Source organism: Streptomyces sp. PU-14G (genome assembly GCF_041028275.1).
In the GTDB taxonomy this organism is placed as follows: Bacteria; Actinomycetota; Actinomycetes; order Streptomycetales; family Streptomycetaceae; genus Streptomyces.
In genome coordinates, this window is sequence record NZ_JASKYT010000045.1 from 1 (window position 1) to 24,575 (window position 24,575).

General features: G+C 70.1%; 24 protein-coding genes and 1 pseudogene. 16 read left to right on the plus strand and 9 right to left on the minus strand.

Going from position 1 to position 24,575, the window contains the following annotated elements; all coding sequences use genetic code 11:
• The 5 genes and pseudogenes from AB8Z75_RS08240 to AB8Z75_RS08260 form a co-directional block, all read left to right on the plus strand.
• Positions 1–506, plus strand: a pseudogene (locus tag AB8Z75_RS08240) (hypothetical protein); the annotation flags it as partial.
• Between the two features lie 65 nt (positions 507–571).
• Complete coding sequence (locus AB8Z75_RS08245) at positions 572–988, plus strand: roadblock/LC7 domain-containing protein (protein WP_242753142.1); 417 nt, start codon at positions 572–574, stop codon at positions 986–988.
• Positions 989–992: 4 nt separating this feature from the next.
• Positions 993–1,370, plus strand: a complete 378-nt coding sequence (locus AB8Z75_RS08250) for a DUF742 domain-containing protein (protein WP_369200741.1) — start codon at positions 993–995, stop codon at positions 1,368–1,370.
• Positions 1,348–1,938 carry an ATP/GTP-binding protein gene (locus AB8Z75_RS08255; protein ID WP_369200742.1) on the plus strand — a complete coding sequence of 197 codons (591 nt, stop codon included), beginning with the start codon at positions 1,348–1,350 and terminating at the stop codon, positions 1,936–1,938. The genes AB8Z75_RS08250 and AB8Z75_RS08255 overlap by 23 nt, the downstream gene beginning before the upstream one ends.
• On the plus strand, positions 1,919–2,485 hold the full coding sequence (locus tag AB8Z75_RS08260; RefSeq protein WP_369200743.1) for a GAF domain-containing protein: 567 nt from the start codon (positions 1,919–1,921) through the stop codon (positions 2,483–2,485). Before AB8Z75_RS08255 ends, AB8Z75_RS08260 begins: the two co-directional genes overlap by 20 nt.
• Before the next feature lie 63 nt (positions 2,486–2,548).
• Here AB8Z75_RS08260 and argS read toward each other — a convergent pair whose 3' ends face one another.
• On the minus strand, positions 2,549–4,318 hold the full coding sequence (gene argS, locus AB8Z75_RS08265; RefSeq protein WP_369200744.1) for an arginine--tRNA ligase: 1,770 nt from the start codon (positions 4,316–4,318) through the stop codon (positions 2,549–2,551).
• Positions 4,319–4,456: 138 nt separating this feature from the next.
• On the opposite strand from argS, the gene lysS reads away from it, so the two are divergent.
• Positions 4,457–6,208: a lysine--tRNA ligase gene (gene lysS / locus AB8Z75_RS08270; protein ID WP_369200745.1), complete on the plus strand. Its 1,752-nt coding sequence runs from the start codon at positions 4,457–4,459 to the stop codon at positions 6,206–6,208.
• A 22-nt stretch (positions 6,209–6,230) separates the two neighbouring features.
• Here lysS and AB8Z75_RS08275 read toward each other — a convergent pair whose 3' ends face one another.
• Both AB8Z75_RS08275 and AB8Z75_RS08280 read right to left on the minus strand, forming a co-directional pair.
• A complete protein-coding gene (locus AB8Z75_RS08275; protein WP_369200746.1) occupies positions 6,231–6,539 on the minus strand; it encodes a hypothetical protein in 309 nt (102 codons plus the stop codon).
• Positions 6,466–7,368, minus strand: a complete 903-nt coding sequence (locus AB8Z75_RS08280; protein WP_369200747.1) for a hypothetical protein — start codon at positions 7,366–7,368, stop codon at positions 6,466–6,468. Before AB8Z75_RS08280 ends, AB8Z75_RS08275 begins: the two co-directional genes overlap by 74 nt.
• A gap of 98 nt (positions 7,369–7,466) precedes the next feature.
• Here AB8Z75_RS08280 and AB8Z75_RS08285 point away from each other — a divergent pair, with 98 nt between their 5' ends.
• Entirely contained in the window at positions 7,467–8,291 is an 825-nt protein-coding gene (locus AB8Z75_RS08285) for a DUF4231 domain-containing protein (protein ID WP_369200748.1), read from the plus strand.
• A 27-nt stretch (positions 8,292–8,318) separates the two neighbouring features.
• On the opposite strand, the gene AB8Z75_RS08290 is transcribed toward AB8Z75_RS08285, so the two are convergent.
• Together AB8Z75_RS08290 and AB8Z75_RS08295 are read right to left on the minus strand one after the other, a co-directional pair.
• Entirely contained in the window at positions 8,319–8,600 is a 282-nt protein-coding gene (locus AB8Z75_RS08290) for a hypothetical protein (RefSeq protein ID WP_369200750.1), read from the minus strand.
• A 910-nt stretch (positions 8,601–9,510) separates the two neighbouring features.
• On the minus strand, positions 9,511–9,717 hold the full coding sequence (locus tag AB8Z75_RS08295) for an Arc family DNA-binding protein (RefSeq protein WP_369200751.1): 207 nt from the start codon (positions 9,715–9,717) through the stop codon (positions 9,511–9,513).
• A 17-nt stretch (positions 9,718–9,734) separates the two neighbouring features.
• Between AB8Z75_RS08295 and AB8Z75_RS08300 the strand changes: the two genes are divergently transcribed.
• Positions 9,735–10,964: an RNA-guided endonuclease InsQ/TnpB family protein gene (locus tag AB8Z75_RS08300; protein WP_369200752.1), complete on the plus strand. Its 1,230-nt coding sequence runs from the start codon at positions 9,735–9,737 to the stop codon at positions 10,962–10,964.
• 31 nt (positions 10,965–10,995) lie between these two features.
• On the opposite strand, the gene AB8Z75_RS08305 is transcribed toward AB8Z75_RS08300, so the two are convergent.
• On the minus strand, positions 10,996–11,712 hold the full coding sequence (locus AB8Z75_RS08305) for a DUF3558 domain-containing protein (RefSeq protein WP_369200753.1): 717 nt from the start codon (positions 11,710–11,712) through the stop codon (positions 10,996–10,998).
• A 197-nt stretch (positions 11,713–11,909) separates the two neighbouring features.
• Positions 11,910–12,914, minus strand: a complete 1,005-nt coding sequence (locus AB8Z75_RS08310) for a hypothetical protein (RefSeq protein ID WP_369200754.1) — start codon at positions 12,912–12,914, stop codon at positions 11,910–11,912.
• A gap of 492 nt (positions 12,915–13,406) precedes the next feature.
• On the opposite strand from AB8Z75_RS08310, the gene AB8Z75_RS08315 reads away from it, so the two are divergent.
• Complete coding sequence (locus tag AB8Z75_RS08315; RefSeq protein ID WP_369200755.1) at positions 13,407–15,227, plus strand: BCCT family transporter; 1,821 nt, start codon at positions 13,407–13,409, stop codon at positions 15,225–15,227.
• Positions 15,228–15,334: 107 nt separating this feature from the next.
• Here AB8Z75_RS08315 and AB8Z75_RS08320 read toward each other — a convergent pair whose 3' ends face one another.
• Entirely contained in the window at positions 15,335–16,270 is a 936-nt protein-coding gene (locus AB8Z75_RS08320; RefSeq protein ID WP_369200756.1) for a DUF389 domain-containing protein, read from the minus strand.
• 39 nt (positions 16,271–16,309) lie between these two features.
• Positions 16,310–16,813 (minus strand): hypothetical protein, encoded by a 504-nt coding sequence (locus AB8Z75_RS08325; RefSeq protein ID WP_369200769.1) that lies wholly within the window; start codon positions 16,811–16,813, stop codon positions 16,310–16,312.
• Positions 16,814–17,246: 433 nt separating this feature from the next.
• On the opposite strand from AB8Z75_RS08325, the gene hemL reads away from it, so the two are divergent.
• The 7 genes from hemL (at position 17,247) to AB8Z75_RS08360 (ending at position 24,521) form a co-directional block, all read left to right on the plus strand.
• A complete protein-coding gene (gene hemL / locus AB8Z75_RS08330) occupies positions 17,247–18,575 on the plus strand; it encodes a glutamate-1-semialdehyde 2,1-aminomutase (protein ID WP_369200757.1) in 1,329 nt (442 codons plus the stop codon).
• A 101-nt stretch (positions 18,576–18,676) separates the two neighbouring features.
• Entirely contained in the window at positions 18,677–19,336 is a 660-nt protein-coding gene (locus AB8Z75_RS08335; protein ID WP_369200770.1) for a histidine phosphatase family protein, read from the plus strand.
• A gap of 230 nt (positions 19,337–19,566) precedes the next feature.
• Positions 19,567–20,169, plus strand: coding sequence for a TlpA family protein disulfide reductase (locus AB8Z75_RS08340; RefSeq protein ID WP_369200758.1), 603 nt, complete (start codon positions 19,567–19,569; stop codon positions 20,167–20,169).
• Positions 20,170–20,176: 7 nt separating this feature from the next.
• Entirely contained in the window at positions 20,177–20,971 is a 795-nt protein-coding gene (locus AB8Z75_RS08345) for a cytochrome c biogenesis CcdA family protein (protein ID WP_369200759.1), read from the plus strand.
• Positions 20,972–20,974: 3 nt separating this feature from the next.
• On the plus strand, positions 20,975–22,780 hold the full coding sequence (locus AB8Z75_RS08350; RefSeq protein ID WP_369200760.1) for a cytochrome c biogenesis protein ResB: 1,806 nt from the start codon (positions 20,975–20,977) through the stop codon (positions 22,778–22,780).
• Positions 22,777–23,913, plus strand: coding sequence for a c-type cytochrome biogenesis protein CcsB (gene ccsB, locus AB8Z75_RS08355; RefSeq protein WP_369200761.1), 1,137 nt, complete (start codon positions 22,777–22,779; stop codon positions 23,911–23,913). Before AB8Z75_RS08350 ends, ccsB begins: the two co-directional genes overlap by 4 nt.
• A 59-nt stretch (positions 23,914–23,972) precedes the next feature.
• A complete protein-coding gene (locus AB8Z75_RS08360; RefSeq protein ID WP_369200762.1) occupies positions 23,973–24,521 on the plus strand; it encodes an SRPBCC family protein in 549 nt (182 codons plus the stop codon).
• Positions 24,522–24,575 lie beyond the last annotated feature (54 nt).

The window sequence follows — 24,575 nt, forward strand, 5'->3', positions numbered from 1 at the left end:
TGGCGGCGGCGCCCCCGCAGGACCGGGCGCCGGAGCGCACCCTCCCGGTGCGGGCCGCCGCCGCCACACGCGCCCCCGAGGTGCCGCGTGTGGCGCCGCCGGCACCGCGGCACGAGCCGCCGCCCACCTCGGCGGACGGGCCGCCGCACACGCCGTTGCCGTCCTCCTCGCCCGGGCCGCCGCCTTCGTCCGGAAGCGGGCCCGGGGGCGGCGAGCGGCCCCGGCTGCCTCGGCGGCGCCGTCAGGAGCACCTCGTTCCCGAGCTGCGGGACGCGCCGCTGCGAGCGGCCTCGTCCGGTGTCCCCGCCGACGAACCGGTCCACGATCCGGGGCTCATGGCGGCGTTCCTACGCGGCACCGTCCGCGCCGAAACCGAGGCCGAGACCGGGGCCGAGGCCGAGACCGGGGCCGGGGCCGAGACCGGGGCCGAGGCTGGGGAGTGGGACCGGGCCGCGCCGCCCGGGCCCTCCCCGTCTCCGCCGCACGGCGGCAGGCCGACCCCTTGAAGCGGCGGTCAGGACCACCGACTCCAGGCGACAGCCCGGCCCACCGAGAGGAAGACACGATCCAGATGAGTGAAGCACCCCTCCGACAGCAGACGGTGGACCTGTCCTGGCTGCTGACCGGACTGGTCGAGCGCGTACCGCATGCGCGCAGCGCCCTGTTGCTGTCCTCTGACGGGCTGGTGAAGGCGGCGCACGGGCTGGAGACCGACACGGCGGACCACATGGCCGCGCTCGCCTCGGGCCTGTACTCGCTGGGCCGCAGCGCCGGCGTGCGCTTCGCGGGCGGCGACGACGTGCGCCAGGTGGTGGTCGAGCTGGACAGCTCGCTGCTGTTCGTCAGTACCGCGGGCCAGGGCGCCTGCCTGGCCGTGTTCGCGGGGAGCGAGGCGGACGCGGGCGTGCTGGGCTACGAGATGGCGATGCTGGTCAAGAGCGTCCGCCCGTACCTGGCGACACCGGCCCGGCAGCCTCGCGGCGCCTGACACCATGCCAGGAGCACCCGACGAGCCCTGGCTCGACGACGACGCGGGCCGGCTGGTCCGCCCGTACACCGTCAGCGAGGGACGCACCAGGCCTTCGGCCGCTCTGGATCTGCTGACGCTGGTGCTGGCGACCGGTGTCCGCCCAAACGGCTACCTGGGCCCCGAGCACAGCCAGGTGCTCGGCCTGTGCGAAGGCCCCGTGTCCGTCGCCGAGATCGCCGCGACCGTCCACCTGCCCGCCACCGTCACCAAGGTGGTGCTGTCGGACCTGGTGGACTGCGGCGCCGTCACCACGCGCGGCCCCGTACACCTGCGGGGCCCCGCCACGAACGACCGAGAACTGCTGGAGGCGGTGCTGGATGGGCTCCGTAGAAGACTCTGACCCTTTCCCGACCGCGCTGAAGATCATCGTCGCGGGCGGGTTCGGGGTCGGCAAGACCACCTTCGTGGGGGCGGTCAGCGAGATCGACCCGCTGAGCACCGAGGAGCTGCTGACGCAGGTCAGCGCGGCCACCGACAGCCTGGAGGGGGTGGAGGAGAAGGCCACCACCACCGTGGCCATGGACTTCGGCCGCATCACCTTCGACGCGGGGTACGTCCTGTACCTGTTCGGCACCCCGGGCCAGGACCGCTTCTGGTTCATGTGGGACGAGCTGTCCGCCGGGGCGCTGGGCGCCGTCGTGCTGGCGGACACCCGCAGGCTGGAGCACTGCTTCCCCGCCGTGGACTACTTCGAGCGGCGCGGCATCCGCTTCGTGCTGGCCGTCAACGAGTTCGACGGCTCCCACCGCTACGACCCCGACGAGGTGCGTGCGGCGATCGACCTCGATCCGGGCGTGCCCGTCGTCCTGTGCGACGCCCGCGCCCCCGACTCCGCCACCGGGGTCCTCATCTCCCTCATCCAGCACCTGATCGACCCGAGGAGCGCGCATGCCGTACACACCGCCTGACCTCACGGCCCGCCTGCTGGTGACCCCGCAGGACACCGAGGCGCCCGCGCGGGTGGCCCGGCTCAAGGAGCTGGGCATCGACGAGCGGCCCATACCCGAGTTCGACGCCTTCGCGCGGGAGCTGGCCCGGGTCACGGACGCGCCCTTCGCGATGGTCAACTTCATCGACGAGCGGCGGCAGTACTTCTCGGGCCTGTACGACTCGACCATGGACCCGGAGAAGGGCCCCGTCGACCCGGACGGCGGCGTGGGCCGGGTGATGGAGCGCGACCACGGCTTCTGCGTGCACGTCGTGGCCCGGCGTACCGCGCTGGTGCTGGAGGACGTGCGCGACTTCGCCCGGTTCGCCGTCAACCCCGTCGTGGACGAGGTGGGCATCAAGTCCTACCTGGGCGCGCCGCTGCTCGACCCCTCGGGCATGGCGCTGGGCACGATCTGCGTCGTCGACCAGCGCCCACGCCCGTGGGGCAGGCAGGGGCTGCGGACCATCAAGACGATGGCAGCCGAGCTGCGGGAGGAGATCCTGCGCGGCGTCCACCCGTCGTGACCGCGCGGCCCCGCCGGCCCTCACGGCCGCGCGGGGTGCGCGAGGGCCGCGCCGGAAGGCGGCTCAGAGCCGCTCGGGCGTGCGGATACCGAGCAGCGCCAGACCCTGGTGGAGGACCTTCGCGGTCATCTCGCACAGGAACAGGCGGTTCTCGGACTGCGCGGGCTCGGCGGGGTCGAGGACGAGGCAGTTCTCGAAGAACCGGCTGTAGAGCGTGGCCAGTTCGTACAGGTACGCCGTCAGCTTGTGCGGCGCGTACTCGTCGGCCGCCGTCACCAGCGTGTCCGCGAAGCCGTCCAGGTGCAGGGCCAGCGCCCGCTCGGCCGGGACCAGCTCGCGCTCCGGGTGCGGCACGGGCTGAAGGTCCTTCGCCTTGCGGAAGATCGAGCGGACCCGCGCGTACGCGTACTGGAGGTAGACGCTGGTGTCGCCCTGGAGGGAGACCATGCGGTCCAGGTCGAAGACGTAGTCGCGGGTCATCGAGTTGGACAGGTCCGCGTACTTGACCGCGCCGATGCCGACCTGCTGGGCGCGCCGCTGGATCTCCTCCTCGGTCACGCTCGCGTCGGCCTTCTCGCGGACGACGGCCGCCGCGCGCTCCACCGCCTCGTCCAGCAGGTCGACCAGGCGCACCGTCTCGCCCTCGCGGGTCTTGAAAGGCTTGCCGTCCTTGCCCAGCACGGTGCCGAACGGGAGCTGCCTGGCGGCGCCCTCGGGCAGCCAGCCGGCGCGCTGCGCCGTCTCGAACACCATCCGGAAGTGCAGCGCCTGGCGGGCGTCGACCACGTACAGCAGGGTGTCGGCCTTGAGGTCGCCGACGCGGTTGCGGATGGCGGCCAGGTCGGTGGCCGCGTAGCCGAAGCCGCCGTTGGACTTCTGGACGATCAGCGGGGTGGGCGTGCCGTCGGGGCCCTTGACGTCCTCGAAGAAGACGCACAGCGCGCCCTCGGAGCGGACGGCGACCCCGGACTCCTCCAGGTCCTTGACGACCTGCTGGAGGTCGTCGTTGTAGGCGCTCTCGCCGACGATGTCCGCGTCGCGGATCTCGACGTCCAGCTCGTCGTAGACGCCCTGGAAGTACGTCTTGGACTCGTCCACGATCTTGTGCCAGAGCGCCAGCGTCTCCGCGTCGCCGCTCTGCAGGGCCGGCACCCGGTCGCGGGCGCGGGCCTTGAAGTCCTCGTCGGAGTCGAAGAGGGCGCGCGAGGACTTGTAGAGCCGGTTGAGCCGGGCCATGGCGGCCTCGCCCGCGTCCTTGGCGCCCGCCGTGTCGGAGGCGTGGTCCAGCTCGTGCGGGTGCTCGATCAGGTACTGGATGAGCATGCCGAAGTTGGTGCCCCAGTCGCCGATGTGGTGGCGCCGGATCACCGTCTCGCCCCGGTGTTCGAGCAGCTTCACGATCGCGTCGCCGATCACCGTCGAGCGCAGGTGCCCGACGTGCATCTCCTTGGCGACGTTCGGCTGCGAGTAGTCGATCACCGTCGTGCCGGGGGCGTCCGCGTACGGCACGCCGAGCCGCTCGTCCTGCCGGCGGGCCGCCAGGTTGTTCACGATCGCGCTGTCGGCGACGGTGATGTTGAGGAAACCGGGGCCCGACACCTCGATCCCGGCGATCTCCTCATTGGCGGGCAGCGCCTCGGTGACCTTCGCCGCCAGCTCGCGCGGGTTCCCCTTCAGCTGTTTGGCCAGCGCCAGCATCCCGTTGGCCTGGAAGTCCGCCCGGTCGCTACGTCGCAGCAGCGGGTCGGCGGAGGCGGCCTCCGGCAGAGCAGCCGAGAGGGCGTCCGAGACGCGCTGGCGGACCGTAGCGGCGAGAGAGGGGACCGTAGCCATGGAGTGCTGACCGTTCCGTCGGGGTGGCTGGATGCGCGACCCAGTATCCCACGTACGAAGTGGGGGGCGCCGCCGCATTCCGGGGTGGGACAATGGCCGCGCAGGCTTGAAGAGCGCGACGAGAAGGAAGTGCCGGACGTGGCTTTGACCACCCATGAGGCCGACTGGGTCTCCCGTATCGCCGATGACGTCATCGCCGAAGCGGAGCGGCGCGGCCTCAAAAAGATCGTCTGCGCCTCGGGCCTGAGCCCCTCGGGCCCCATCCACCTGGGCAACCTGCGCGAGGTCATGGTGCCGCACCTGGTCGCCGACGAGATCAAGCGCCGCGGCCTGGACTGCGAGCACCTGCTGTCCTGGGACGACTACGACCGGTTCCGCAAGGTCCCGGCCGGTGTCGAGGGCGTGGACGCGTCCTGGGACGAGCACATCGGCCGCCCGCTGACCGCCGTGCCCGCGCCCGAGGGCAGCCCGTACGGCAGCTGGGCCGAGCACTTCAGGGCCGCCATGGAGGCCTCCCTGCTGGAGCTCGGCGTGGAGTACCGCGGCATCAGCCAGACCGCGCAGTACACCGCTGGCACCTACACCGAGCAGATCCTCTTCGCCATGCGCGAGCGCGAGCGCATCGACGCCGTGCTGGACCGCTACCGGACGCTGGAGAAGGAAGCCAAGAGCGGCGGCAAGAAGCCGCAGCAGCAGCAGAAGCAGCAGAAGCCGGACGAGGCAGAGGTCGAGGCCGCCGAGGGTTCGGGCGCGGCGGCCGAGGACGACGGTTCGGGCGCCGGCGCGGGCTCCGCCTACTACCCGTACAAGCCCTACTGCACCGCCTGCGGTCGCGACCTGACCACGGTCACCGCCTACGACGACGAGACCACCGAGCTGACCTACACCTGCCGGTGCGGCCACGGCGAGACCGTCGAGCTGCGCACCTTCCACCACGGCAAGCTGGTGTGGAAGGTCGACTGGCCGATGCGCTGGGCGTACGAGGGCGTCGTCTTCGAGCCGTCCGGCGTCGACCACCAGTCGCCGGGATCCTCGTTCGTCGTCGGCGGCCAGCTCGTCAAGGAGATCTTCGGCGGTCAGCAGCCCCTCGGCCCGATGTACGCCTTCGTCGGCATCAGCGGCATGGCCAAGATGTCCTCCTCCAAGGGCGGCGTCCCCACCCCCGCCGACGCCCTCCAGATCATGGAGGCCCCGCTGCTGCGCTGGATGTACGCGCGGCGCAAGCCCAACCAGTCCTTCAAGGTCGCCTTCGACCAGGAGATCCAGCGCACCTACGACGAGTGGGACGCGCTCGGCCGCAAGATCGCCGACGGCAGCGCCCAGCCCGCCGACATCGCGGCGCACACCCGCGCCTCGACCACGGCCCTGGGCCCGCTCACGCTCACCGAGCGCCCGCTGCCCTACCGCACCCTCGCCTCGGTCGCCGACATCACCGGCGGCCAGGAGGAGCAGACCCTGCGCATCCTCAGCGAGCTCGACCCCGCCCACCCGGTGCACAACCTGGACGAGGTCCGCCCCCGCCTGGACCGCGCCCACCGGTGGATCACCACCCAGGTCCCCGCCGACCAGCGCACCCGGGTACGCGACGAGCCCGACGCCGAACTCCTCGCCTCGCTCGACGAGCAGCAGCGCGAGTCGCTGCGGCTGCTCCTCGAAGGCCTGGAGGCGAACTGGTCGCTGGAGGGCCTCACCTCCCTGGTGTACGGCGTACCGAAGGTCCAGGCGGGGCTCGCCCCCGACGCGAAGCCGACCCCGGAACTCAAGGTCGCCCAGCGCGGCTTCTTCGCCCTGCTCTACCGGCTCCTCGTCAGCCGCGAGACCGGCCCCCGCCTGCCCACCCTGCTGCTCGCGGTGGGCGCCGAGCGGGTCCGCAAGCTGCTGGGGGCATGACACCGGCCGAGTGCGAAGGCCGCTACCCCGCGAGCCCCATCTCGGTGTTGTAGCGGTCCTTGAACTCGCGCATGTACGAGCCCAGATAGGTCTCGCTCAGCAGCTCGCCGTCCACCGTGGGAACCCCGAAGCCGTCGTGCAGGGTGCGGGAGAGGTGGCGCGCGGTGGGGAAGGCGCCGTGCGAGGCGACGTAGTGGCGGTACGCCTCGAAGTAGACCTCCTCGCGGGGGATGCCGTCGGGGATGCCGACGGGCTCGTCACCGCCGTACGGGCCGTCGTCCTCGTCCGCGAGCCCCGCCGGGGCCGGGCCCAGGTCCGGGGCCGGGCCCAAGTCCGGGGCCGCGTACGCCTCCATGCCCTCGTGCGCCTCCGTGTCCCCGTACGGCTCCGTCCCCGCGTACGGCTCCGTCCCCGCGTACGTCTCCGTGCCCGCGTACGTCTCGTCGTCCGCGTGCGTGCCGGGCTGTCCCGGCCCCTCGTGGGGGGGCGGGCTCGGGCGGCCTGGGCTCGATGAACAGTTCCTCGACCCGCGCGGGCGCCGCCGGTACCGACGCGCCGGCCGTGGCCGCCGTGGCCGCCGGCTCACCGAGCTGCCGGTAGCGGCCGGGCGCCACCGGCACGGGGAACTCCGCCGCCGGGGGCTGGGCGGCGGGTCCGGGTGCGGCCTCCGAGCCCTGCCCGTCGGCGGGTTCGGGCTCCGGCGACGGGGCGGGCTCGWATCCAGGTGGCGGAACGGGGGCGGGTGCCAGTGCCGTCTCGTGCTGCGGGGCCGGGGCCGGGGCCGACGCGGTCGCGGCCTCGGGCGGGACCTGCCCGGGCGGCAGACTGTCCGCGGCCTCGACCCCGACGGCGGGTGTCCCGGGCGCCGGCCGGGGCAGTTCGGTCGCCTCGGGCGCCGTCTCGGGGAGCCTGGTCGCCTCGGGTGCCGTCTCGCGCAGCGGTACCCCGTAGCGGACGAGCTTCAGCGGCATCAGCGCCTCCACGGGCGCCCGGCGCCGCCAGGACCGCCCGTACCGGGCGCGCAGCCGCGTCTCGTAGATGAGCCGGTCCTGTTCCATCCGGATCACCTCGTCGTAGCTGCGCAGCTCCCACAGCTTCATGCTTACCTCTATGTTTCCGATGTTGCTGCTGGTCAGTACGATGTGCCCTTCCTGTTGCATGTGTTGAGTCGATCGGCGAGCCGGACTACTTGCGCTTGCCGGTGACGCGTATTCGGGGGAGTGGCGTGACGTTAGGGCTGGGCGACGGACCTGAGGGGATGCCGGAGTACGAGGAGCGCGAGCTTCAGCGCGAGTACCGCGAGGCAGCTAAGGCACATGATGGGGCTGCTTCAGACCTCAAGGGCGTGAAGACGTGGCAGAGGCTCTACGTCCTGGGGGAATTGGGAGCTCTGGGCCTCGCAGGGCTCTTCGGGTACACGGTGATTGTGGGGCTGTGGCGCGATCAGCCGGTCATCACGCGGTACGTCGGACTTCTGATCCTTCTAGGCCTGGCAACCCTGCTGGGACGCTTGTGGCTGAAGGGTCGGAAGGACCTCGTCGCGAAGAACGCCGCCATGCGGGCGGCGCTTTCGGAGCGGCAGACTGCAGCGGCGAAGCTCCCCCTCGATTCACCGTCCGGACTCAGGATCTATCGGGAGGCGTCGCTCGACCTGATCGAGCAGTACCGGCATGGGGCCGCAAGGAACCGCCGGGTGCACAACTTGTTCCAAGTTGTGATCATCACGGGGTCTATTGTGACGTCGACGCTCGTGGCGATGAATCCAGGGGCTAACCAGGCTTTGGGGATAGCGACTTCGACGCTGAGCGCGTTGGTTGGTGTGTCGGCGGGTATCACCGGCTACTTCAAGTTCCGCGAACGTGGCTACAACCTGCAGTCGACGGCGGACGACATCGAGAAGCACTACAACGCTTCGCAGTTCATGCTTGACGATTACGCGGGGCCGGATGCGGCGCACCCGCTCTCCGAAGCAGAGCGGCTGAGGAAGTTCGCGCGGTTCGTGGAGCGTTTGAAGGAAGAGCAGCGCAAGAGGGAGTTGCAACTCGAGCAGCAGAGTTCTGCAGGCGAGGAGCGCTCGACGTGACGAGGGCTCTCTGCGTACGGCCTTGCGTCAGACGGCAATGACACCGCCGCCGTTATCGTGCACCACTTCCTGCCACGCTCGAGCCGGGCACTCGGCGACGAGGAGCGTGTCGAGTCCGTCCGGCCCGCCAGCTGCCACGACGTGATCGAGCGCCTCCTCCTGGACAGGGAAGTTGCCTTGGAGTACGTCGCAGTGCCCGCATCCGTTCGTCAGCTGCCGTTCGCGCATGGTCCTGCTATATCGGGACTTGACCTGTGCTGCCAGGTCCGCCCGGCCGTTGCGCTCCAGAAGTTGCACGGCGAGTGCCATGGTGCGGGCGTTCTCAGTGGTGAAGAGCCCGCAGTAACCGCGTGCTGGACGGGCCGGATATAGGCCTGCGATGCAGGTGGTGTCCCTTCCGCACTTCCAACAGGATCGGTTCAGTCCGAGAACACGAAGGTGCAGGACGGGAGCGGATCCGGGCGGTGGTGCCGCGGGCAGGACGATCTCGTCCGGGTCAAAGTCATCCGACTCGGCGAGCTCGTCAACGTATCGACATGTTGCGCAGCGCACCTCCCATGTGCCGCTCTCACTCCTCTGTACGAACCCGCCGCGTGCCGCGACCTGCACGGAGCACAACGTGCACCTTCCTGCGAACCGGTTCTCCACGTCCTCCCCTTTTGGGATTTGGCCACCTCGAGGCGAGCGGTTGGTTGGCATCCAGCCGTGGGCGCGAGGCCCCACTCGACACCGTTGCGTTCAGCTGTCGTTCACGAGACTCAGAGTAAACCGCATGTCCGCGAGGAACCTTGGGCTGAACAGTCCAGTGCGCAGGAGAGTCCATTCCGGCCAAGGCGCCCTCAAGCGCAACAGCCATCACCCGTAGGCCTTCCGTAGCCGGGCGCGCTCAGATGCCAGAGACTCTCCCACTTCAATGCTTCCCGGTAGGTGAGACCGGGGTTGTCCAGCGTCCACAGGTACAGGTGCCGCGCCATACGCGTTCCAGGAGGAAGTGGATGGGGCATACCGGGCTCTGCCGCGGGGCCATGGGCTTGTTCCTCTTTCGGACGGGGCTGCGCTCAGCACCGGCATCGTACGGGCGTTTCTTTCGTGCCGGCGCTGAGTGGTGGCAGCCTGATCTGGACCTACGTGGCGCGCCCACCTTGACACACTCCGGGGCCCCAGCATGCGCGGAGCCCGGCCTCTGCCTGTTGGGGGCACCAGAGAGGATGCCAGCCCTTCAATGTCGTGAGGACTCCGGCTTCTCGCGGAGCGAAGCAGGAAGATCCGAGTCGCTGCCAAGGGATTCGGAGTCAGCCCCACGTGTACCGAGTTCGACTTCGAGTAGGTGCAGAATCTCGGAGTTGATCGAGCGCCGGTCAGTAGCCGCCTGAGCGGCCAGTCTGGTGTGCAGGTCTTCTGGGATACGGAGCGCAAAGCGGATCATGATGCTATTGTGACATCATGACGACATCACTCGTGAGGGAAGGGGTCGGGTGCGCCCGATGGACCTTCCGGTTGCGTATGTCGTCCACCGCTCGGATCTCCCTGCTCGCGGAGTGGGATCGATGTCGTTGGATCTGGAACGAGTGCGTAGCTAAGTCCAAGCAGGTTCATGCGTGGAATAAGACCCGGCCGGAGGGGGCCGACAAGCTAACGTGCGGTCCGGCGCAGCTCGACAAAATGCTGACTGCAGCCAGAAGAACCGCCTCCTGGCTGCGTGAGGGTAGCTCGGTTCCACAGCAGCAGGTAATACGGGACTTCGGACGTTCCAGGGCCAAGGCGCAGAAAGACATTCGAGAGCGCCTGCCTCTTACAAGCCGGGCCGGTATGCCCCGGTACAAGAAAAAGCGTAATGCGCTGCCGACGCTGAACTACACACGATGTGGTTTCCGGCTGAAGGAAGGCCGTCTGCATCTAGCGGGCGGAATCGTGCTGACGGTGGTGTGGTCGCGAGAGCTACCCGCTGCCCCGTCGAGCGTGCGTGTCTGTCAGGACAGCCTCGGGCATTGGTACGCCAGCTTCGTCGTCCCAGTCGGAGTCCAGCCTGTGCCCACCACGGGACGCGTCATCGGTATTGACTGGGGTGTGAAAGAGACTGCGACCACTACCAGTGACGGCCACGATCTCCCGCATGCCGAGCACGGGCGGAAGGCTAAGGAGAAGTTGACCCGGTACGACCGGATGATGGCCCGACGCAAGCCGAAGAAAGGGCAGGTCGCCTCGAAGGGCTACCGCGAGGCCAAGCGGCTGCGCGCGAAGCTACACAAAAAGATTGCCAGGCGACGGCAGGACACCGGCCGCAAGTGGGCCAAGAAGATTGCCCGTGACCACGATGCTCTCGCGATCGAGGATTTTCGACCGAGATTCTTGGCCAAGACCACTATGGCCAGAAAGGCCGCTGACGCCGCCATCGGCGCAACCAAGGTGGCCTTGATAGAGATGGGCCGCAAGCACGGCCGTGCTGTACATCTGGTACATCCTGCGCACACTACGATGGATTGCGCGCATTGCGGAGCGAGAGCCAAGCACGCATTGCCGCTGGGTGAGCGCATCTACACCTGCACCGCGTGCGGAGTCTCATCCCCTCGGGACAAGAACTCCGCACGCGTCATGCTGATCCGGGCTGGTCTGACCCCGGCTAGTGATGATCGTGGAAGACCTGACCAGGCGACGCCTGGTCAGGCAGCGTGAGCTAGGAATCCTCTCTTCCGGAGGGGAGCAGTCAATTGATTTGCTTGACCGCTTCCTTGGCCGCCTTCTCGGCGTTCTTCTTCACCTCGTCGGCGTCCGGCTTCTTGGCGTCCTCGAAGCCGGCGCCCTCGTAGTCGACGGTGACCACGACGTTGGCGACGCGGGTGACCAGGCGTTCGGCCCGGAAGTCGGACGTCTTGCCCTTGGTGTCTTCCTTCTTGGCCTCGTAGGCGACGGCCGAGGCCTCGTCGCCGACGCCGGAGACCTTGAACTCCTTGAGGTCGCGGTTGCTCTTGTTGGCGGACTTCTCGTCGAGCTGCTGCTTGACGTGGTCCGCCGCGCGCTTGGCGCCCGAGCCGATGGCCGGGTCGGAGTCGAAGCGCTTGAAGGAGAGGGTCAGCTGGCGGTAGTCGTACTTGTCGAGCCCGCTCCACAGGCAGCTGTTGGAGTCGTCGGCGTCACCGGAGCCGACCTTCTTGCCCGACTTGTCGTCGGTGCCGGGGACGACGTCCTTGACGGTGTCCTTGCCGATGCTCTTGCACGAGTCGGGCAGCTTCTTGAACTTGGCGGGCGCCACGGTGGGCGACTTGCTCGCGGAGGCCGAGGGGGAGTCCGACTCTTTGCCCTGGTCGGAGTCCGAGGAGCAGCCGGCGACCAGCAGGACGGGGAGCGCCACTGCCGCACAGGCGAGCGTGTTCCTGACGGTTTTGCTCCGTCGAGGGGCGTTGCGCGGGGCGTTTCGGTGCATGGTTCCTTCGCTTCCGGGGTCTTCACCAGTTGTGCCGAGCCGGGGGGTGGCAGCGGTGCTGTCGGAACGGTACGCAACCTGTCGTCCCGTGTGGGTGTTTCGCGGCACCTTCCGCGGCGTGGGACTGCCCACAGGGTGGGGTCGGCCACAACGGAGGACGGGCGAAAGGGGCGAAAACGCCCATAGGGTCAGCTCGGTCAGTCTTGGAACTGTTCCGCGAGGTGGCCGGCGAGCTTGCGCGCCTTCTCCTGGAGTTCCTTGCTGTCCGGGATGCGGTGTTTGTCCGTCACCCACTGGTCGTACTCGACGGTGGCGATCACGTTGGCGGTACGGAAGACCAGGGTGATGTCCCGGTGGATGCCGGAGTCCGCGGTGTGCAGCGCGTCGTCGATGTAGGCGGCGTCTCCCAGGCCGTCCAGGGAGCGGGGCATCAGGTCCTCGTCCGGGGTGGGGGAGGAGGCGTCGGACCCCGGGGGGGCCGACTCCTCGGCCTTGCCGCCCTTGTGTCCCTTGTCACCCTTGTCGGACTTGCCGGCTTTGCCTCCGCCGCCGTCGGCCTCCTCGGTCGGTGAGGCGTGTCCTTCGGGAGTCTTGCCGCCGCTCTTCCCCGCCTCACCGGAGGCGTCCGGGTCCGCGTCGGAACCCGAGTCCGCGTCGGAGCCGGAGCCCGAGTCCGAGTCCGGGCCGGTGCTGCTGTCGTCGCCCGGCGCGAGGGGAATGTGCGCCTTGTGGGCCTTCTTGGCGTACAGCTGCGCGGCCTGTTCGTCGTCACTGACGGACGGGTCGTAGGAGACCACCCGCTCGAAGTCGATGTTCAGGTGGCGGGTGCTGAGGGTGGTGGCGTTCTTCCAGCGGCAGCCGACCCTGCGGTCGGTGTCGTAGGTGGCGCTCGGCTCGCCCTCGTAGGGGTCGGCGCTCGGGCTGGGGGCGGCCGTGCCGTCGTCCTCGGCCGCCGCGGCTCCGGGCAGCAGGTCGCGCAGGGTGCCTGTGCCGACGGCGTCGCAGGGCTCGGGGAGGGTGCTGTACTTTCCGGGCTCGGCCGCGCTCGGTGAGGCGGAGGAGCCTCCCGGCTTGCCGTCGTTGCCGCCCTCGGGGTCGGAGGAGCCCGTGCAGGCGGCGAGGGCGCCGGCGAGTACGAGGGCGAGTGCGGCATTGGTCGCGTACGACGCGCGCACGGCGTCCCTCTTTGCCCTCCGCGGCACGGCTGGCCTCCTCGCTGGGTCGTCGTCGGGGCGTCGCCGTCCGCGTGCGCCCGTGAGGCGTTGCGCCGACGGGGCGACGGCACCATGTCTACCGCACCCGCTGCTCAGGCGTCCGGTCGCCTGGCGTCTATGTTGCGCAAAGTCAGTCTTTTCCCTTTCGCCGCTCTCCTGGCCTTGTGGGAGGTCCCGCCGTGAGGCCGTGCCATGTTCCGGATTGGCAACGACCCCTGGGCCGACGCCTCCGCGGGGGTTCCCGGTGGGGGCACTGGCCCTAGGCTTACCGGGTTCCACTGGTCACGCAGCGTGGTGACGTCTGCCGAGGCGCGAGCAACGTGCCTGTTGCTGTGGCCAGTTGAGCGGAAAATCAGGCTTTGGAGGGCGCTGATCAGCCGGATTACTTTCATCCGAGCCGGGTAGCGGCCCTGCGAATCCATGTCAGAACCGTGCGCTTACGAGGACGCGTGTCCTCCGGAGGAAGGGCAATAGTCAAACGTGAAACCTGAGACAGAGGAGGCCTATGCCTCCAGCGGGGGACTGACCCGGGGCCCCCAGACCGACCGCATCGTGTTCGGTGTCACGGCGCTGCTCACGCTCATTTTCGTCGTCTGGGGCGCGTTGGCGACGGACTCGCTGGGCGACGTCTCCTCGACGATGCTCGACTGGACGATGCACAACGGCGGCTGGGCCTTCGTGCTCGCCGCGACCGGCTTCGTGATCTTCTCGCTGTGGCTGGCCTTCAGCCGCTACGGCAGGATCACCCTCGGCAAGGAGGGGGAGCAGCCGGAGTTCAAGACCGTCTCGTGGATCGCGATGATGTTCAGCGCCGGCATGGGCATCGGGCTGATGTTCTACGGCGTGAGCGAGCCGCTGAGCCACTTCAACGAGGCGCCGCCCGGCACGAACCCGGCCAACGACGCGGACCGCATGCAGACGTCGCTGGCCACCACGCTCTTCCACTGGACGCTGCACCCGTGGGCGATCTACGCGGTCGTCGGCCTCGCCATCGCCTACAGCTGCTTCCGTCGCGGCAGGCGGCAGACCATCAGCGCGGTCTTCACCCCGCTGATCGGTGAGCGGGCCGCCAACGGCGGTGTCGGCAAGGTCATCGACATCCTCGCCATCTTCGCCACGCTGTTCGGCTCCGCCGCGTCGCTGGGTCTGGGCGCGCTGCAGATCGGCAGCGGCATAGAGGAGGCAGGCTGGGCGAGCAAGGTCAGCACCGGTGTGCTGGTCGCCATCATCGCCGTGCTGACGGTGGCGTTCGTCTTCTCCGCCGTCTCCGGCGTGGAGAAGGGCGTCCAGTGGCTGTCCAACATCAACATGGTGCTGGCAGGGCTGCTGGTGCTCTTCCTCTTCGTCGTCGGCCCGACGATCCTCATGCTCAACATGGTGCCGACCTCCGTCGGCAGCTTCCTCGGCGACCTGCCGCAGCTGATCGGGCGGACGGACTCCTCCAGCGGCAAGGGCGTGGCCGAGTGGCTGTCCGGCTGGACGGTCTTCTACTGGGCCTGGTGGATCTCCTGGACGCCGTTCGTGGGCATGTTCATCGCCCGCATCAGCCGGGGCCGCACCATCCGCCAGTTCGTCGGCGGCGTGATCCTGGTCCCCAGCGTCGTGAGCCTCATCTGGTTCGCGATCTTCGGTGGCACCGCCATGAAGCTCCAGTCCGACGGCACGAACCTGGGCGACACCCAGGAGGCCCAGCTGTTCAACGTGCTGAACGAGTACCCCATCGCCAGCGTCACCGGCTTCATCGTGATGCTCCTGGTCGGCATCTTCTTCGTCTCCGGAGCGGACGCGGCCTCGATCGTGATGGGCACGCTCTCGCAGAAGGGCACGCTGGAGCCCAGCCGCGGCGTCGTCATCATCTGGGGTGTCCTCACCGGCGCCGTCGGCGCGATCATGCTGATGATCGGTGGTGGTGGGGACGAAGCGCTGGAAGGCCTGAAGAACCTCACCATCCTGGTGGCGGTGCCCTTCACGGTCGTGATGATCGGCTTGTGCATCGCGCTCTCCAAGGACCTGCGCAGGGACCCGCTGATCATCCGCACCGAGCGGGGCGAGGAGGCCGTGGGCAGCGCGGTGGTCGCCGGACACGAGCAGTACGGCGGCGACTTCGAGTTCCAGATCGCGCCGGTCGACCCGGACGCGCCCAAGCTGGACGCGGAGATCCTGGACGCCGAGGTGGCCCAGGCCGTGGCCGACGCCGTGGTGGCCGACGACGAGCCCGCTCAGGCGGGCAGTGCGCCGGGCAAGGCGTCGGGTGACTCGGCCGCCTCAGGCCGGGTGAGCACCGACAAGGGCGAGGACTGACGGTCAGGTCAGGACCCGACGACGACGGGCGCTTTCGCCACCGCTGACACGGTGGCGGGGCGCCCGTCGTCGCACGCGGCGCGGTCTTCCGTCGCCCTGGCGCGGCGTCAGGTCGTCCGCTGCCGCCGCTGGTAGGCCCAGAACAGTTTCTGGCCCAGCAGGGTCAGCGTCCCGGCCAGCACGATCCCGGCCAGATTGACCAGCAGTTGGAGAAACGAGCCGCCGGTCTCGGTGAGATTGCCGTAGCTGAGCGCCAGCGCCGCGTTGGCCGCCGCGGGCACCGTCGTCACCGAGATGGCGACGCCCACCAGCGCACCGGACTTGGCGGAGGTCAGCGAGACGATGCCGGCCACCCCCGCCAGCAGGGCGACGACGAACGAGAGCGGGTCCGGCTTCCAGATGAAGTCCGTCATGGGGTGCGGCCTGGCGAAGTCGCCGTACTCGAACACGCCGAGCGCGTCCATCAGGACGCTGAAGCCGCCGGTCAGCAGCATCGCCACGGGGAAGCCCACCAGGACGGCCGCCAGCGAGCGCCACAGCAGCCGCGGCGCCCGCCGCACGAGCCCCGTGCACACCCCCGCCAGCGGCCCGAACTCGGGCCCGACGACCATCGCCCCCACGATCAGGACGGCGCTGTCGCTCAGCACACCGCAGGCCGCGAGCATCGTGGCGACGGTCAGGAACGTCAGATAGGTCAGCGTCAGCCGCGACTCCTCGTGCGTGGCCTCGCTCAGCGACTCCCACAGCACGGCGTCCACGCCCTCACCCGGCGCGTCCTCCTCGGCGCGGTCGGCCCGCGAGGAGAGCGACAGGTCGATGCCGTCCACCGAGATGGCGCCCACCTCGTCCAGGCCCGTGGCGCGGAGCCGGGTGAGCAGTTCGTCCCCCGCCTCGCGTGCGACGTCGCACAGGACGAGGTCGCCCTCGGGGTCGCGGGCCGCACCCTCCAGCACGACGAGGTGCGTGGTGCCCACCGTCTCGCTCAGGAGCGTGGTGACCTGCGCGGTGCGGTCGGCGGGCGCGATGATCCGCAGATGCAGCATGGTGGGGCAGCGTAGCGGCTGCCCGCGCGGTCGGTGCGCCTACGGCCACACCAGGCAGTAGGCCTGGTGGCCCGCCTCGTGGAGGCGGTCGGAGAAGTCCTGCCAGCGGTGCAGGAGTTGGTAGACGTTGAAGGCGTCCTGCGGTCCCGCCCGGTCGGGGACCGTGGACCAGATGAACGCCGCCGCGCCCACCGTCTCGTCACCGACGCCGCGCAGCGGGTCGACGACCGTCATGGGGAGCTTCACCACGGCGTAGTCCGGGTGCAGGACGACGAGTTCGAGCGGCGGGACCCGGTGCAGAGGTATGCCCTCGATCCCCGTCAGCACCATCGCCGCCATCGTCTCGGGCTTGATCTTGGTGAACATGCCCTGGCCCAACTCGTCCCCGCCCAGCTCCTCGGGGCGCATCGAGATGGGGACGCGCGCGGCCGTGGCACCGTCCGGTGCCCCGAAGTACTTGTAGGTCACCCCCACTCGGCCGCCACCCCTGCTGCTCCTGATCTTCGCCGTGCTGCCGATACCCGCGAGCCCCGCGCCCTCCATCAGGCCGCCGCCCCGCACGAGTCCGCTGCCGCTCGTGGTCCCGTCCTCCGCCACCGGGCCGTTCGGCCCGCTGCCGCCGTGTTGCCTGCCGTCGTGCGCCGTGCCGTCGTGCGCCGTGCCGCCGTGCTGCCCGGCGCCGCCGTCCGGCCCGCCGCTGTGCCCCGTACCGCTGTGTGCTCTTCCCGTCGTGGTCCCGCTCTCGGTCTCAGCCGCAGTGCGCCTGTGGCGCCCCTGCGCACGCCCCGGGCCAGTCTCCGAGGGGCCGGGCCCCTCTCCCAGTCCGCCACCGCGATGCATGTCACCACCCGACTGCTCATCCGGGCCGCACTGCCGTCCCGTGCGGCCCGATCATCGTGTCAGAGACCTCCCCGTCCCACGGAGCGTGAAACGCCCCGAAGGCCCCGCACACGGGCCTGATGACACCATGGCTTTCGTGACTTACTCGTACAGTGCACCAGTATCGCAGTCGCTCTTCGACCGCGCCGCCGCCGTGACACCAGGAGGCGTGAACTCGCCGGTCCGCGCCTTCCGCGGGGTGGGCGGAACGCCCCGGTTCATGGTGTCGGGCTCCGGCCCCTACCTCACGGACGCGGACGGGAGGGAGTACGTCGACCTCGTCTGCTCCTGGGGCCCGACGATCCTCGGCCACGCGCACCCCGAGGTCACGGCGGCCGTGCGGCAGGCCGTGGAGCGCGGCACGTCCTTCGGCACCCCCGTCGAGGACGAGGTGGCGCTCGCCGAGGAGATCGTGCGCCGGATCGACCCCGTCGAGCAGGTACGACTCGTCTCCTCCGGCACCGAGGCGACCATGTCGGCGATCCGGCTGGCGCGCGGATACACAGGGCGCCCGAAGGTCATCAAGTTCGCGGGGTGCTACCACGGGCACGTCGACGCGCTGCTCGCCTCGGCCGGCTCCGGCATCGCCACGCTGGGCCTGCCGGACACGCCCGGAGTCACCGGAGCGCAGGCAGGCGACACGATCGTGCTGCCGTACAACGATCTGGACGCGGTCCGTGAGGCGTTCGCCGCGCACCCCCGCGAGATCGCCTGCGTGATCACCGAGGCCGCGCCGGGCAACATGGGCATCGTCCCGCCCCGCGACGGCTTCAACCAGGGGCTCAAGGACCTGTGCCGGGCCGACGGCGCGCTCTACATCTCCGACGAGGTGATGACCGGCTTCCGCGCCGGACCGCGCGGCTGGTACGGCATCGACGGCGTCGTCCCCGACCTGATGACCTTCGGCAAGGTGATGGGCGGCGGCTTCCCGACCGCCGCGTTCGGCGGCCGCAAGGACGTCATGGACCACCTCGCCCCGGCAGGACCCGTCTACCAGGCCGGCACCCTGTCGGGGAACCCGGTCGCCACCGCCGCGGGCCTGGCCCAGTTGCGGCTGCTGGCCGCGAACGGCTTCGCCGCGCACGCCGTGGTCGACTCCGCGGCCCGCCAGGTGCGGGAGCTGGCCACCGAGGCGCTGACCAAGGTGGGCGTGGCGCACACGGTGCAGACGGCGGGCACCATGTTCTCCGTCTTCTTCGGCGACTTCGGCGACGCCGGGGTCCGCACGTACGACGACGCCAAGAAGCAGGAGTCCTTCCGCTTCACCGCCTTCTTCCACTCGATGCTCTCCCAGGGCGTCTACCTGCCGCCGTCCGGCTTCGAGATCTGGTTCGTCTCCGCCGCGCACGACGAGCGCGCCATCGAGCGGATCGCCGCCGCGCTGCCGGCCGCCGCCCGCGCCGCCGCAGAGGCGGTGCCGGCATGAGCCAGGGCGAGGACGTGAGCCGGAACACCGGCACCCAGGCGCTCGACGGCGGCGAGACCGGCGCCCGCAAGGACGACAAGACCGTCACCGTCGTCCACGTGATGCGGCACGGCGAGGTCCACAACCCCGAGGGCGTCCTGTACGGACGCAAACCCGGCTACCACCTCTCCGACCTCGGCCGCCGCATGGCCGACCGCGTCGCCGAGCACCTGGAGGGGCGCGACGTCACCCACGTCGTCGCCTCCCCGCTGGAGCGCGCCCAGGAGACCGCGACCCCCGTCGCCAAGGCGCACGGGCTCGACGTGGGCACCGACGCGCGACTGATCGAGGCCGGGAACGTCTTCGAGGGCAAGACCTTCGGCGTCGGCGACGGCGCGCTGCGCAGGCCGGGCAACTGGCGCCACCTGCGCAACCCCTTCCGCCCCTCCTGGGGCGAGCCGTACCTCGAACAGGTCGTGCGGATGCGCGCCGCGATCGAGACCGCGAAGGACGCGGCGCGCGGGCATGAGGCGGTGTGCGTCAGCCACCAGCTGCCGATCTGGATCCTGCGCAGCTTCGTCGAGCACCGCAGGCTGTGGCACGACCCGCGCCGCCGCCAGTGCACGCTCGCCTCGCTGACGAGCTTCACCTTCCTGGGCGACCGCATCGTCTCCGTCGGCTACACCGAACCGGCCCGCGACCTGGTGCCCCCGCACCTGCGCGGTGGGGCGAAGCGGGGCCGCGGCGGCAAGGGCGCCCAGGGGCGCAGCGCGGGAGCGTAGGGCTCTTTCCGCGGGTTCTGCTCCGGCAAGGGGGTGCCACTGACCGCAGCGTGCGGGCCGCGGGCGGGTTGTGGCTTGTCGCGCAGTTCCCCGCGCCCCTCCGGGGCGCGTCCCACGTCTGCCGTACCGCGCTTGGCCGACCCCGGGCCCCGTCCGTCAGGTACAGCCGCAGCGGTGAGGCAACAGGGGGGTGCGGAAGATCGCTCATACGCGCATGCGAAACTTTTCACATGAGCCAGACCCGCGCCTCCCGCCGCCGCACCACCCTGCTGGCCGCCGGGGTCGCCGCCGGCGCGCTGCTGCTGTCCGCGTGCAGCGGCGAGCAGCCCGGCTCGTCCTCCGGCGACACGAAGTTCGTGAAGGGCACCGGTGAGATCACCAAGGTGCCCGAGGGCAAGCGCACCGAGGCGCCGGATCTCGCGGGCACCTCGGTGGACGGGAAGAAGCTGAAGCTCTCCGACTACGAGGGCAAGGTCGTCGTGCTCAACGTGTGGGGCTCGTGGTGCAGCCCCTGCCGCGCGGAGGCCCCCAACCTGGCCAAGGTCGCCCACGACACCGAGGACAAGGGCGTCCAGTTCCTCGGCATCAACACCCGCGACCTGGACAAGGCGAACGCGCGGGCGTTCGAGCGGACCTACGACGTCGACTACCCGAGCTTCTACGACCCCAGCGGCAAGCTCATCCTCAAGTTCCCCAAGAACGCCCTCAACCCGCAGGCCATCCCCTCCACCCTCATCCTCGACCAGGACGGCAAGGTCGCGGTGCGGGCGCTGAAGTCGCTGAGCGAGAAGGAGCTGCGCTCGGCGCTCGACCCTCTGATCGACGCGAAGTGACCGCCCCATGACCTCTCTCGCGGCCGGCCCCGTGGCCTCTCTCGCGGCCTCGGGCATGAACGACACCGTCCTCAGCGGCGCCCTGCTGCTCGCGCTGCCCATCGCGCTGCTGGGCGGGCTGGTCTCCTTCTTCTCGCCGTGCGTGCTGCCCCTGGTGCCCGGCTACCTCTCCTACGTCACGGGGGTCAGCGGCACCGACCTGGCCGAGGCCCGGCGCGGCCGGATGTTCCTGGGCGCCGGCCTGTTCGTGCTCGGCTTCACCGCCGTCTTCGTCTCGGGCGGCGCCCTCTTCGGCGGCTTCGGCGGCACCCTCCAGGCGCACCGCGACGTCATCTCCAAGGTGCTGGGCGGGCTGACGATCCTGCTGGGGCTCGCCTTCATGGGCGTTCTCGGTCCGCTGGCGCGCCTCACCCAGCGGGAGGTGCGCATCCACAAGCGGCCCGCGATAGGGCTGGCGGGCGCCCCCATGCTGGGGGTGCTGTTCGGCATCGGCTGGACGCCCTGCATCGGGCCGACCCTCGCCGCCGTCCTCACGCTCTCCTCCGACCAGGGGAGCGCGGGGCGCGGTGCGCTGCTGACGGTGGCCTACTGTCTGGGGCTGGGTGTCCCCTTCGTCCTCGCCGCCCTCGCCTTCCGCCGCGCGCTGGGCGCCTTCGGCTGGGTGAAGCGGCACTACGCGTGGGTCATGCGGCTCGGCGGCGGGATGCTCGTCGCCGTCGGTGTCCTGCTCGTCACAGGCATCTGGGACCGGATCGTCTACGAGATCACGGTCTGGTCGTCCGACTTCACGGTGGGGATCTGATCCATGAGCACGACCGAAACCGGCAAGGGCGTCGGTGGCGAGACCGGTACCGAGGGCGCGGGCGCCGCGGGTGAGTCCGAGGCGGCCAAGGAGCGGGAGGCCGCGGCGCAGCTGTCGACGGCGCCCAGCGAGGAGAAGCTGAACGTTCCCTCGCTCGGCCCGCTGGGCTGGGCGCGGTGGTTCTGGCGGCAGCTGACGTCCATGCGGGTGGCACTGATCCTGCTCTTCCTGCTGTCGCTGGGTGCGATCCCCGGCTCGGTCATCCCGCAGACCCCGGTGGACGCGCTCAAGGTCGAGAAGTTCCGCGAGGACCACACCACGCTGGCGCCGCTCTACGACAAGCTCCAGCTGTTCGACGTCTACACCTCGGTGTGGTTCTCGGCGATCTACATCCTGCTGTTCGTCTCGCTGATCGGCTGCATCGTCCCGCGCACCTGGCAGTTCGTCGGCCAGCTCCGGTCGCGCCCGCCGCGCGCCCCGCGCCGTCTCGACCGGATGCCCGTCTACACCACCTGGCGCACCGAGGCCGCGCCCGATCAGGTGCTGGGCGCCGCACGGTCGCTGCTGCGGCGCAGGCGGTTCCGCACCCATCAGGAGCTGGACGACGCCTCGTCGAAGGGCGCCGTCGCCTCGGAGAAGGGCTATCTGCGGGAGGCCGGCAACCTGGCCTTCCACATCGCGCTGATCGTCCTGCTGCTGGCGTTCGCCTCCGGGCAGCTGTTCAAGTCCGAGGGCCGCAAGCTGATCGTCCAGGGCGACAGCTTCTCCAACGTGCTCACCCAGTACGACGACTTCCAGTCGGGCTCGCTGTTCACCTCCGACATGCTCGACCCCTTCTCCTTCCGGCTGAAGGACTTCCACGCCACGTACGAGACGAGCGGCCCCAACAAGGGCACCGCGCGCGACTACCGCGCCGACATCTCCTACACCAAGGGCGGCGAGAGCAAGGGGACCGAGAGCACGATCAAGGTGAACCACCCGCTCCAGGTCGGTTCCTCCAAGGTCTACCTGATCGCCAACGGCTACGCGCCCGTCGTCTCCGTCAAGGACGGCAAGGGCAACCTCGCCTACCGCGGGCCCGTGCCCTTCCTCCAGCAGGACAACAACCAGACCTCCAGCGGCGTCGTCAAGGTGCCCGACTACGTGGACGCCAAGGGCCGCAAGGACCAGCTCGGCTTCCAGGGCTTCTTCGTCCCGGACTTCCAGCCGGGCAGCGGCACCATGTTCTCCCAGTCGCCCCTGCTGAAGAACCCGGCGATGTTCCTGACCGCCTACCACGGCAACCTCGGCGTCGACGGCGGCCCCGCGCAGAACGTCTACCAGCTCGACACCGACAACATGGAGAAGTTCAAGGAGAAGGACGGCAGCCCCTTCGCCAAGAAGCTCACCCCCGGCGACACCATGACCCTGCCGAACGGTGCGGGCTCCCTCGAGTTCGAGGGCGTCAAGGAGTGGGCGAACTTCCAGGTCTCCCACCAGGTGGGCAACGGCTGGGCCCTCGGCGGCGCGCTGGCGGCCATCGCGGGGCTCGCAGGGTCGCTGTTCATCCAGCGCCGCCGCGTGTGGGTGCGGGCGTACGCGGGCGACGACGGCCGCACGGTCGTCGAGATGGCCGCACTGGGCCGCAGCGAGTCCGCGCGGCTGCCCGACGAACTCGCCTCCCTCGCCACCGACATGCAGGACGCGGCACCCGTCGCGTCCGAGACGACCGCTGACGACGCCAGCGCCGCCGACGACTCCGCCGCGCAGGCGGACGCGTCCACGACACCGGCCGATCCTGCCCAAGCCCCCGAAGGAGCAGGCAAGTGAATCTCCTCGCAGCCGAGCCCAACGAGCAGCTCGCTCAGATCAGCAACTATCTGATCTATTCGGCGATGGCCGTCTACGTGCTGGCCTTCTGCGCGTACATCGCCGAGTGGACGTTCGGCTCGCGCAGCAAGGTGGCCCGTACCGCCGCCGCCCTGACGAAGAAGCCCGGCGCCGACGACGCCGTGCCCGCGCAGTCCGGCGGCGTCTCCGTACGGGCCAGGTCGGCCGAGGGCGGTACGGCCGTACTGGAGAAGCCTGCGCCGGCGAAGGCGTCGGCGATGCCGAAGATCGTCACACGCTCCAACAACGGCAAGCGCGGCGACCTGCCCGACGGCCCCGGCGCCGCGGCCGGCGACCAGCAGGGCGACATGTACGGGCGCATCGCCGTCTCGATGACGGTGCTCGCCTTCCTGCTGCACTTCGCCGGAGTGCTGACCCGCTCCCTGTCGGTGCAGCGTGCCCCCTGGGGCAACATGTACGAGTTCTCGACGGCCTTCTCGATGGTCGCCGTCGCCGGGTACCTGGGCTTCCTGGTCGCGAAGAAGAACGTCCGCTGGATGGGGCTGCCGCTGGTCACCACCGTGCTGCTGGACCTCGGCCTGGCCGTCACCGTCCTGTACACCGACAGCGACCAGCTGGTGCCCGCGCTGCACTCCTACTGGCTGTGGATCCACGTCTCGCTGGCCATCATCTGCGGTGCGCTGCTCTACCTCGGCGCCGTCGGCTCGCTCCTCTACCTCTTCCGGGACTCCTACGAGACCAAGCTGCTCAGCGGCGGCAAGCCCGGCACCGTGGGCAGCTCGATCCTGGAGCGGCTGCCCTCGGCGGCCTCCCTCGACAAGTTCGCCTACCGGATCAACGCCACCGTCTTCCCGTTCTGGACCTTCACCATCGTCGCGGGCGCAATCTGGGCGGGCGACGCCTGGGGCCGCTACTGGGGCTGGGACCCCAAGGAGGTCTGGTCGTTCATCACCTGGGTCGCCTACGCTTGCTACCTGCACGCACGCGCCACGGCGGGCTGGAAGGGGCGCAAGGCGGCCTACCTCGCGCTCCTCGCGTTCGCCTGCTTCCTGTTCAACTACTACGGCGTGAACATCTTCTTCAACGGCAAGCACTCCTACGCGGGTGTCTGAGCGCCCGCCCCTTCGCACAGCACACGGCCAGGGCGCGGGACGAAGGTGAAGGTGGAGCCATGAGCACCGACAGCGAGCAGGCGGCACCCGGCGGGGTCCCGTACGGAACCGCACGCAGCAGCGCAGACGGCGCCGCGCACACCGTCGGCTTCGAGCTGTCGTTCCCGCACCCGCCCGAGAGCGTCTGGGCCGCCGTCGCCACCCCCGCGGGCCTGCGGGGGTGGCTGGCCGCGGCCGACGCCTTCGAGCCAGGGCCCGGCGGAGCGGTGACGCTGCGCTGGCTGAACGGGGGAGCGGACGCAGGACCCCGCCCGACGTCGCCCGGCCGGATCACCGCCTGGTCCAGGCGGCGACTCGCCGAGTACACGGTCGACGCGCGCGGCTCGTTCGGCTTCACCCTGCGGGGCGCGCTCGACGAGGAGGGCACCCGCGTCCGCTTCCGCAACGACTTCACCGGTGACGCGGACCGGCTGCTGGACGTGCTCGCCGGCTGGCACCAGCACTTCGAGCTGCTGGGCGAGGAACTGCGGGGGCGCCCGGCGGACTGGGCCGCCTGGACGCCTTCCCGCTTCGCCGCGCTGCGCGCGCGGTACGCCGACCGGGTGTGAGCCTGGGCCCCTTCCCCGCGAGAAGACGCCTGGGCCCCTTCCCCGCGAGAAGAC

What these genes read in the sequence shown, in the direction of transcription:
- AB8Z75_RS08245 (WP_242753142.1), top strand. Translation starts at nt 572, where the DNA reads ATGAGTGAAGCACCCCTCCGACAGCAGACGGTGGACCTGTCCTGGCTG.
- AB8Z75_RS08250 (WP_369200741.1), top strand. Translation starts at nt 993, where the DNA reads ATGCCAGGAGCACCCGACGAGCCCTGGCTCGACGACGACGCGGGCCGG.
- AB8Z75_RS08255 (WP_369200742.1), top strand. Translation starts at nt 1,348, where the DNA reads ATGGGCTCCGTAGAAGACTCTGACCCTTTCCCGACCGCGCTGAAGATC.
- AB8Z75_RS08260 (WP_369200743.1), top strand. Translation starts at nt 1,919, where the DNA reads ATGCCGTACACACCGCCTGACCTCACGGCCCGCCTGCTGGTGACCCCG.
- argS (WP_369200744.1), bottom strand. Translation starts at nt 4,318, where the DNA reads ATGGCTACGGTCCCCTCTCTCGCCGCTACGGTCCGCCAGCGCGTCTCG.
- AB8Z75_RS08285 (WP_369200748.1), top strand. Translation starts at nt 7,467, where the DNA reads ATGCCGGAGTACGAGGAGCGCGAGCTTCAGCGCGAGTACCGCGAGGCA.
- AB8Z75_RS08290 (WP_369200750.1), bottom strand. Translation starts at nt 8,600, where the DNA reads ATGGCACTCGCCGTGCAACTTCTGGAGCGCAACGGCCGGGCGGACCTG.
- AB8Z75_RS08295 (WP_369200751.1), bottom strand. Translation starts at nt 9,717, where the DNA reads ATGATCCGCTTTGCGCTCCGTATCCCAGAAGACCTGCACACCAGACTG.
- AB8Z75_RS08300 (WP_369200752.1), top strand. Translation starts at nt 9,735, where the DNA reads ATGACGACATCACTCGTGAGGGAAGGGGTCGGGTGCGCCCGATGGACC.
- AB8Z75_RS08305 (WP_369200753.1), bottom strand. Translation starts at nt 11,712, where the DNA reads ATGCACCGAAACGCCCCGCGCAACGCCCCTCGACGGAGCAAAACCGTC.
- AB8Z75_RS08320 (WP_369200756.1), bottom strand. Translation starts at nt 16,270, where the DNA reads ATGCTGCATCTGCGGATCATCGCGCCCGCCGACCGCACCGCGCAGGTC.
- AB8Z75_RS08325 (WP_369200769.1), bottom strand. Translation starts at nt 16,813, where the DNA reads ATGGAGGGCGCGGGGCTCGCGGGTATCGGCAGCACGGCGAAGATCAGG.
- AB8Z75_RS08335 (WP_369200770.1), top strand. Translation starts at nt 18,677, where the DNA reads ATGCGGCACGGCGAGGTCCACAACCCCGAGGGCGTCCTGTACGGACGC.
- AB8Z75_RS08340 (WP_369200758.1), top strand. Translation starts at nt 19,567, where the DNA reads ATGAGCCAGACCCGCGCCTCCCGCCGCCGCACCACCCTGCTGGCCGCC.
- AB8Z75_RS08345 (WP_369200759.1), top strand. Translation starts at nt 20,177, where the DNA reads ATGACCTCTCTCGCGGCCGGCCCCGTGGCCTCTCTCGCGGCCTCGGGC.
- AB8Z75_RS08350 (WP_369200760.1), top strand. Translation starts at nt 20,975, where the DNA reads ATGAGCACGACCGAAACCGGCAAGGGCGTCGGTGGCGAGACCGGTACC.
- AB8Z75_RS08360 (WP_369200762.1), top strand. Translation starts at nt 23,973, where the DNA reads ATGAGCACCGACAGCGAGCAGGCGGCACCCGGCGGGGTCCCGTACGGA.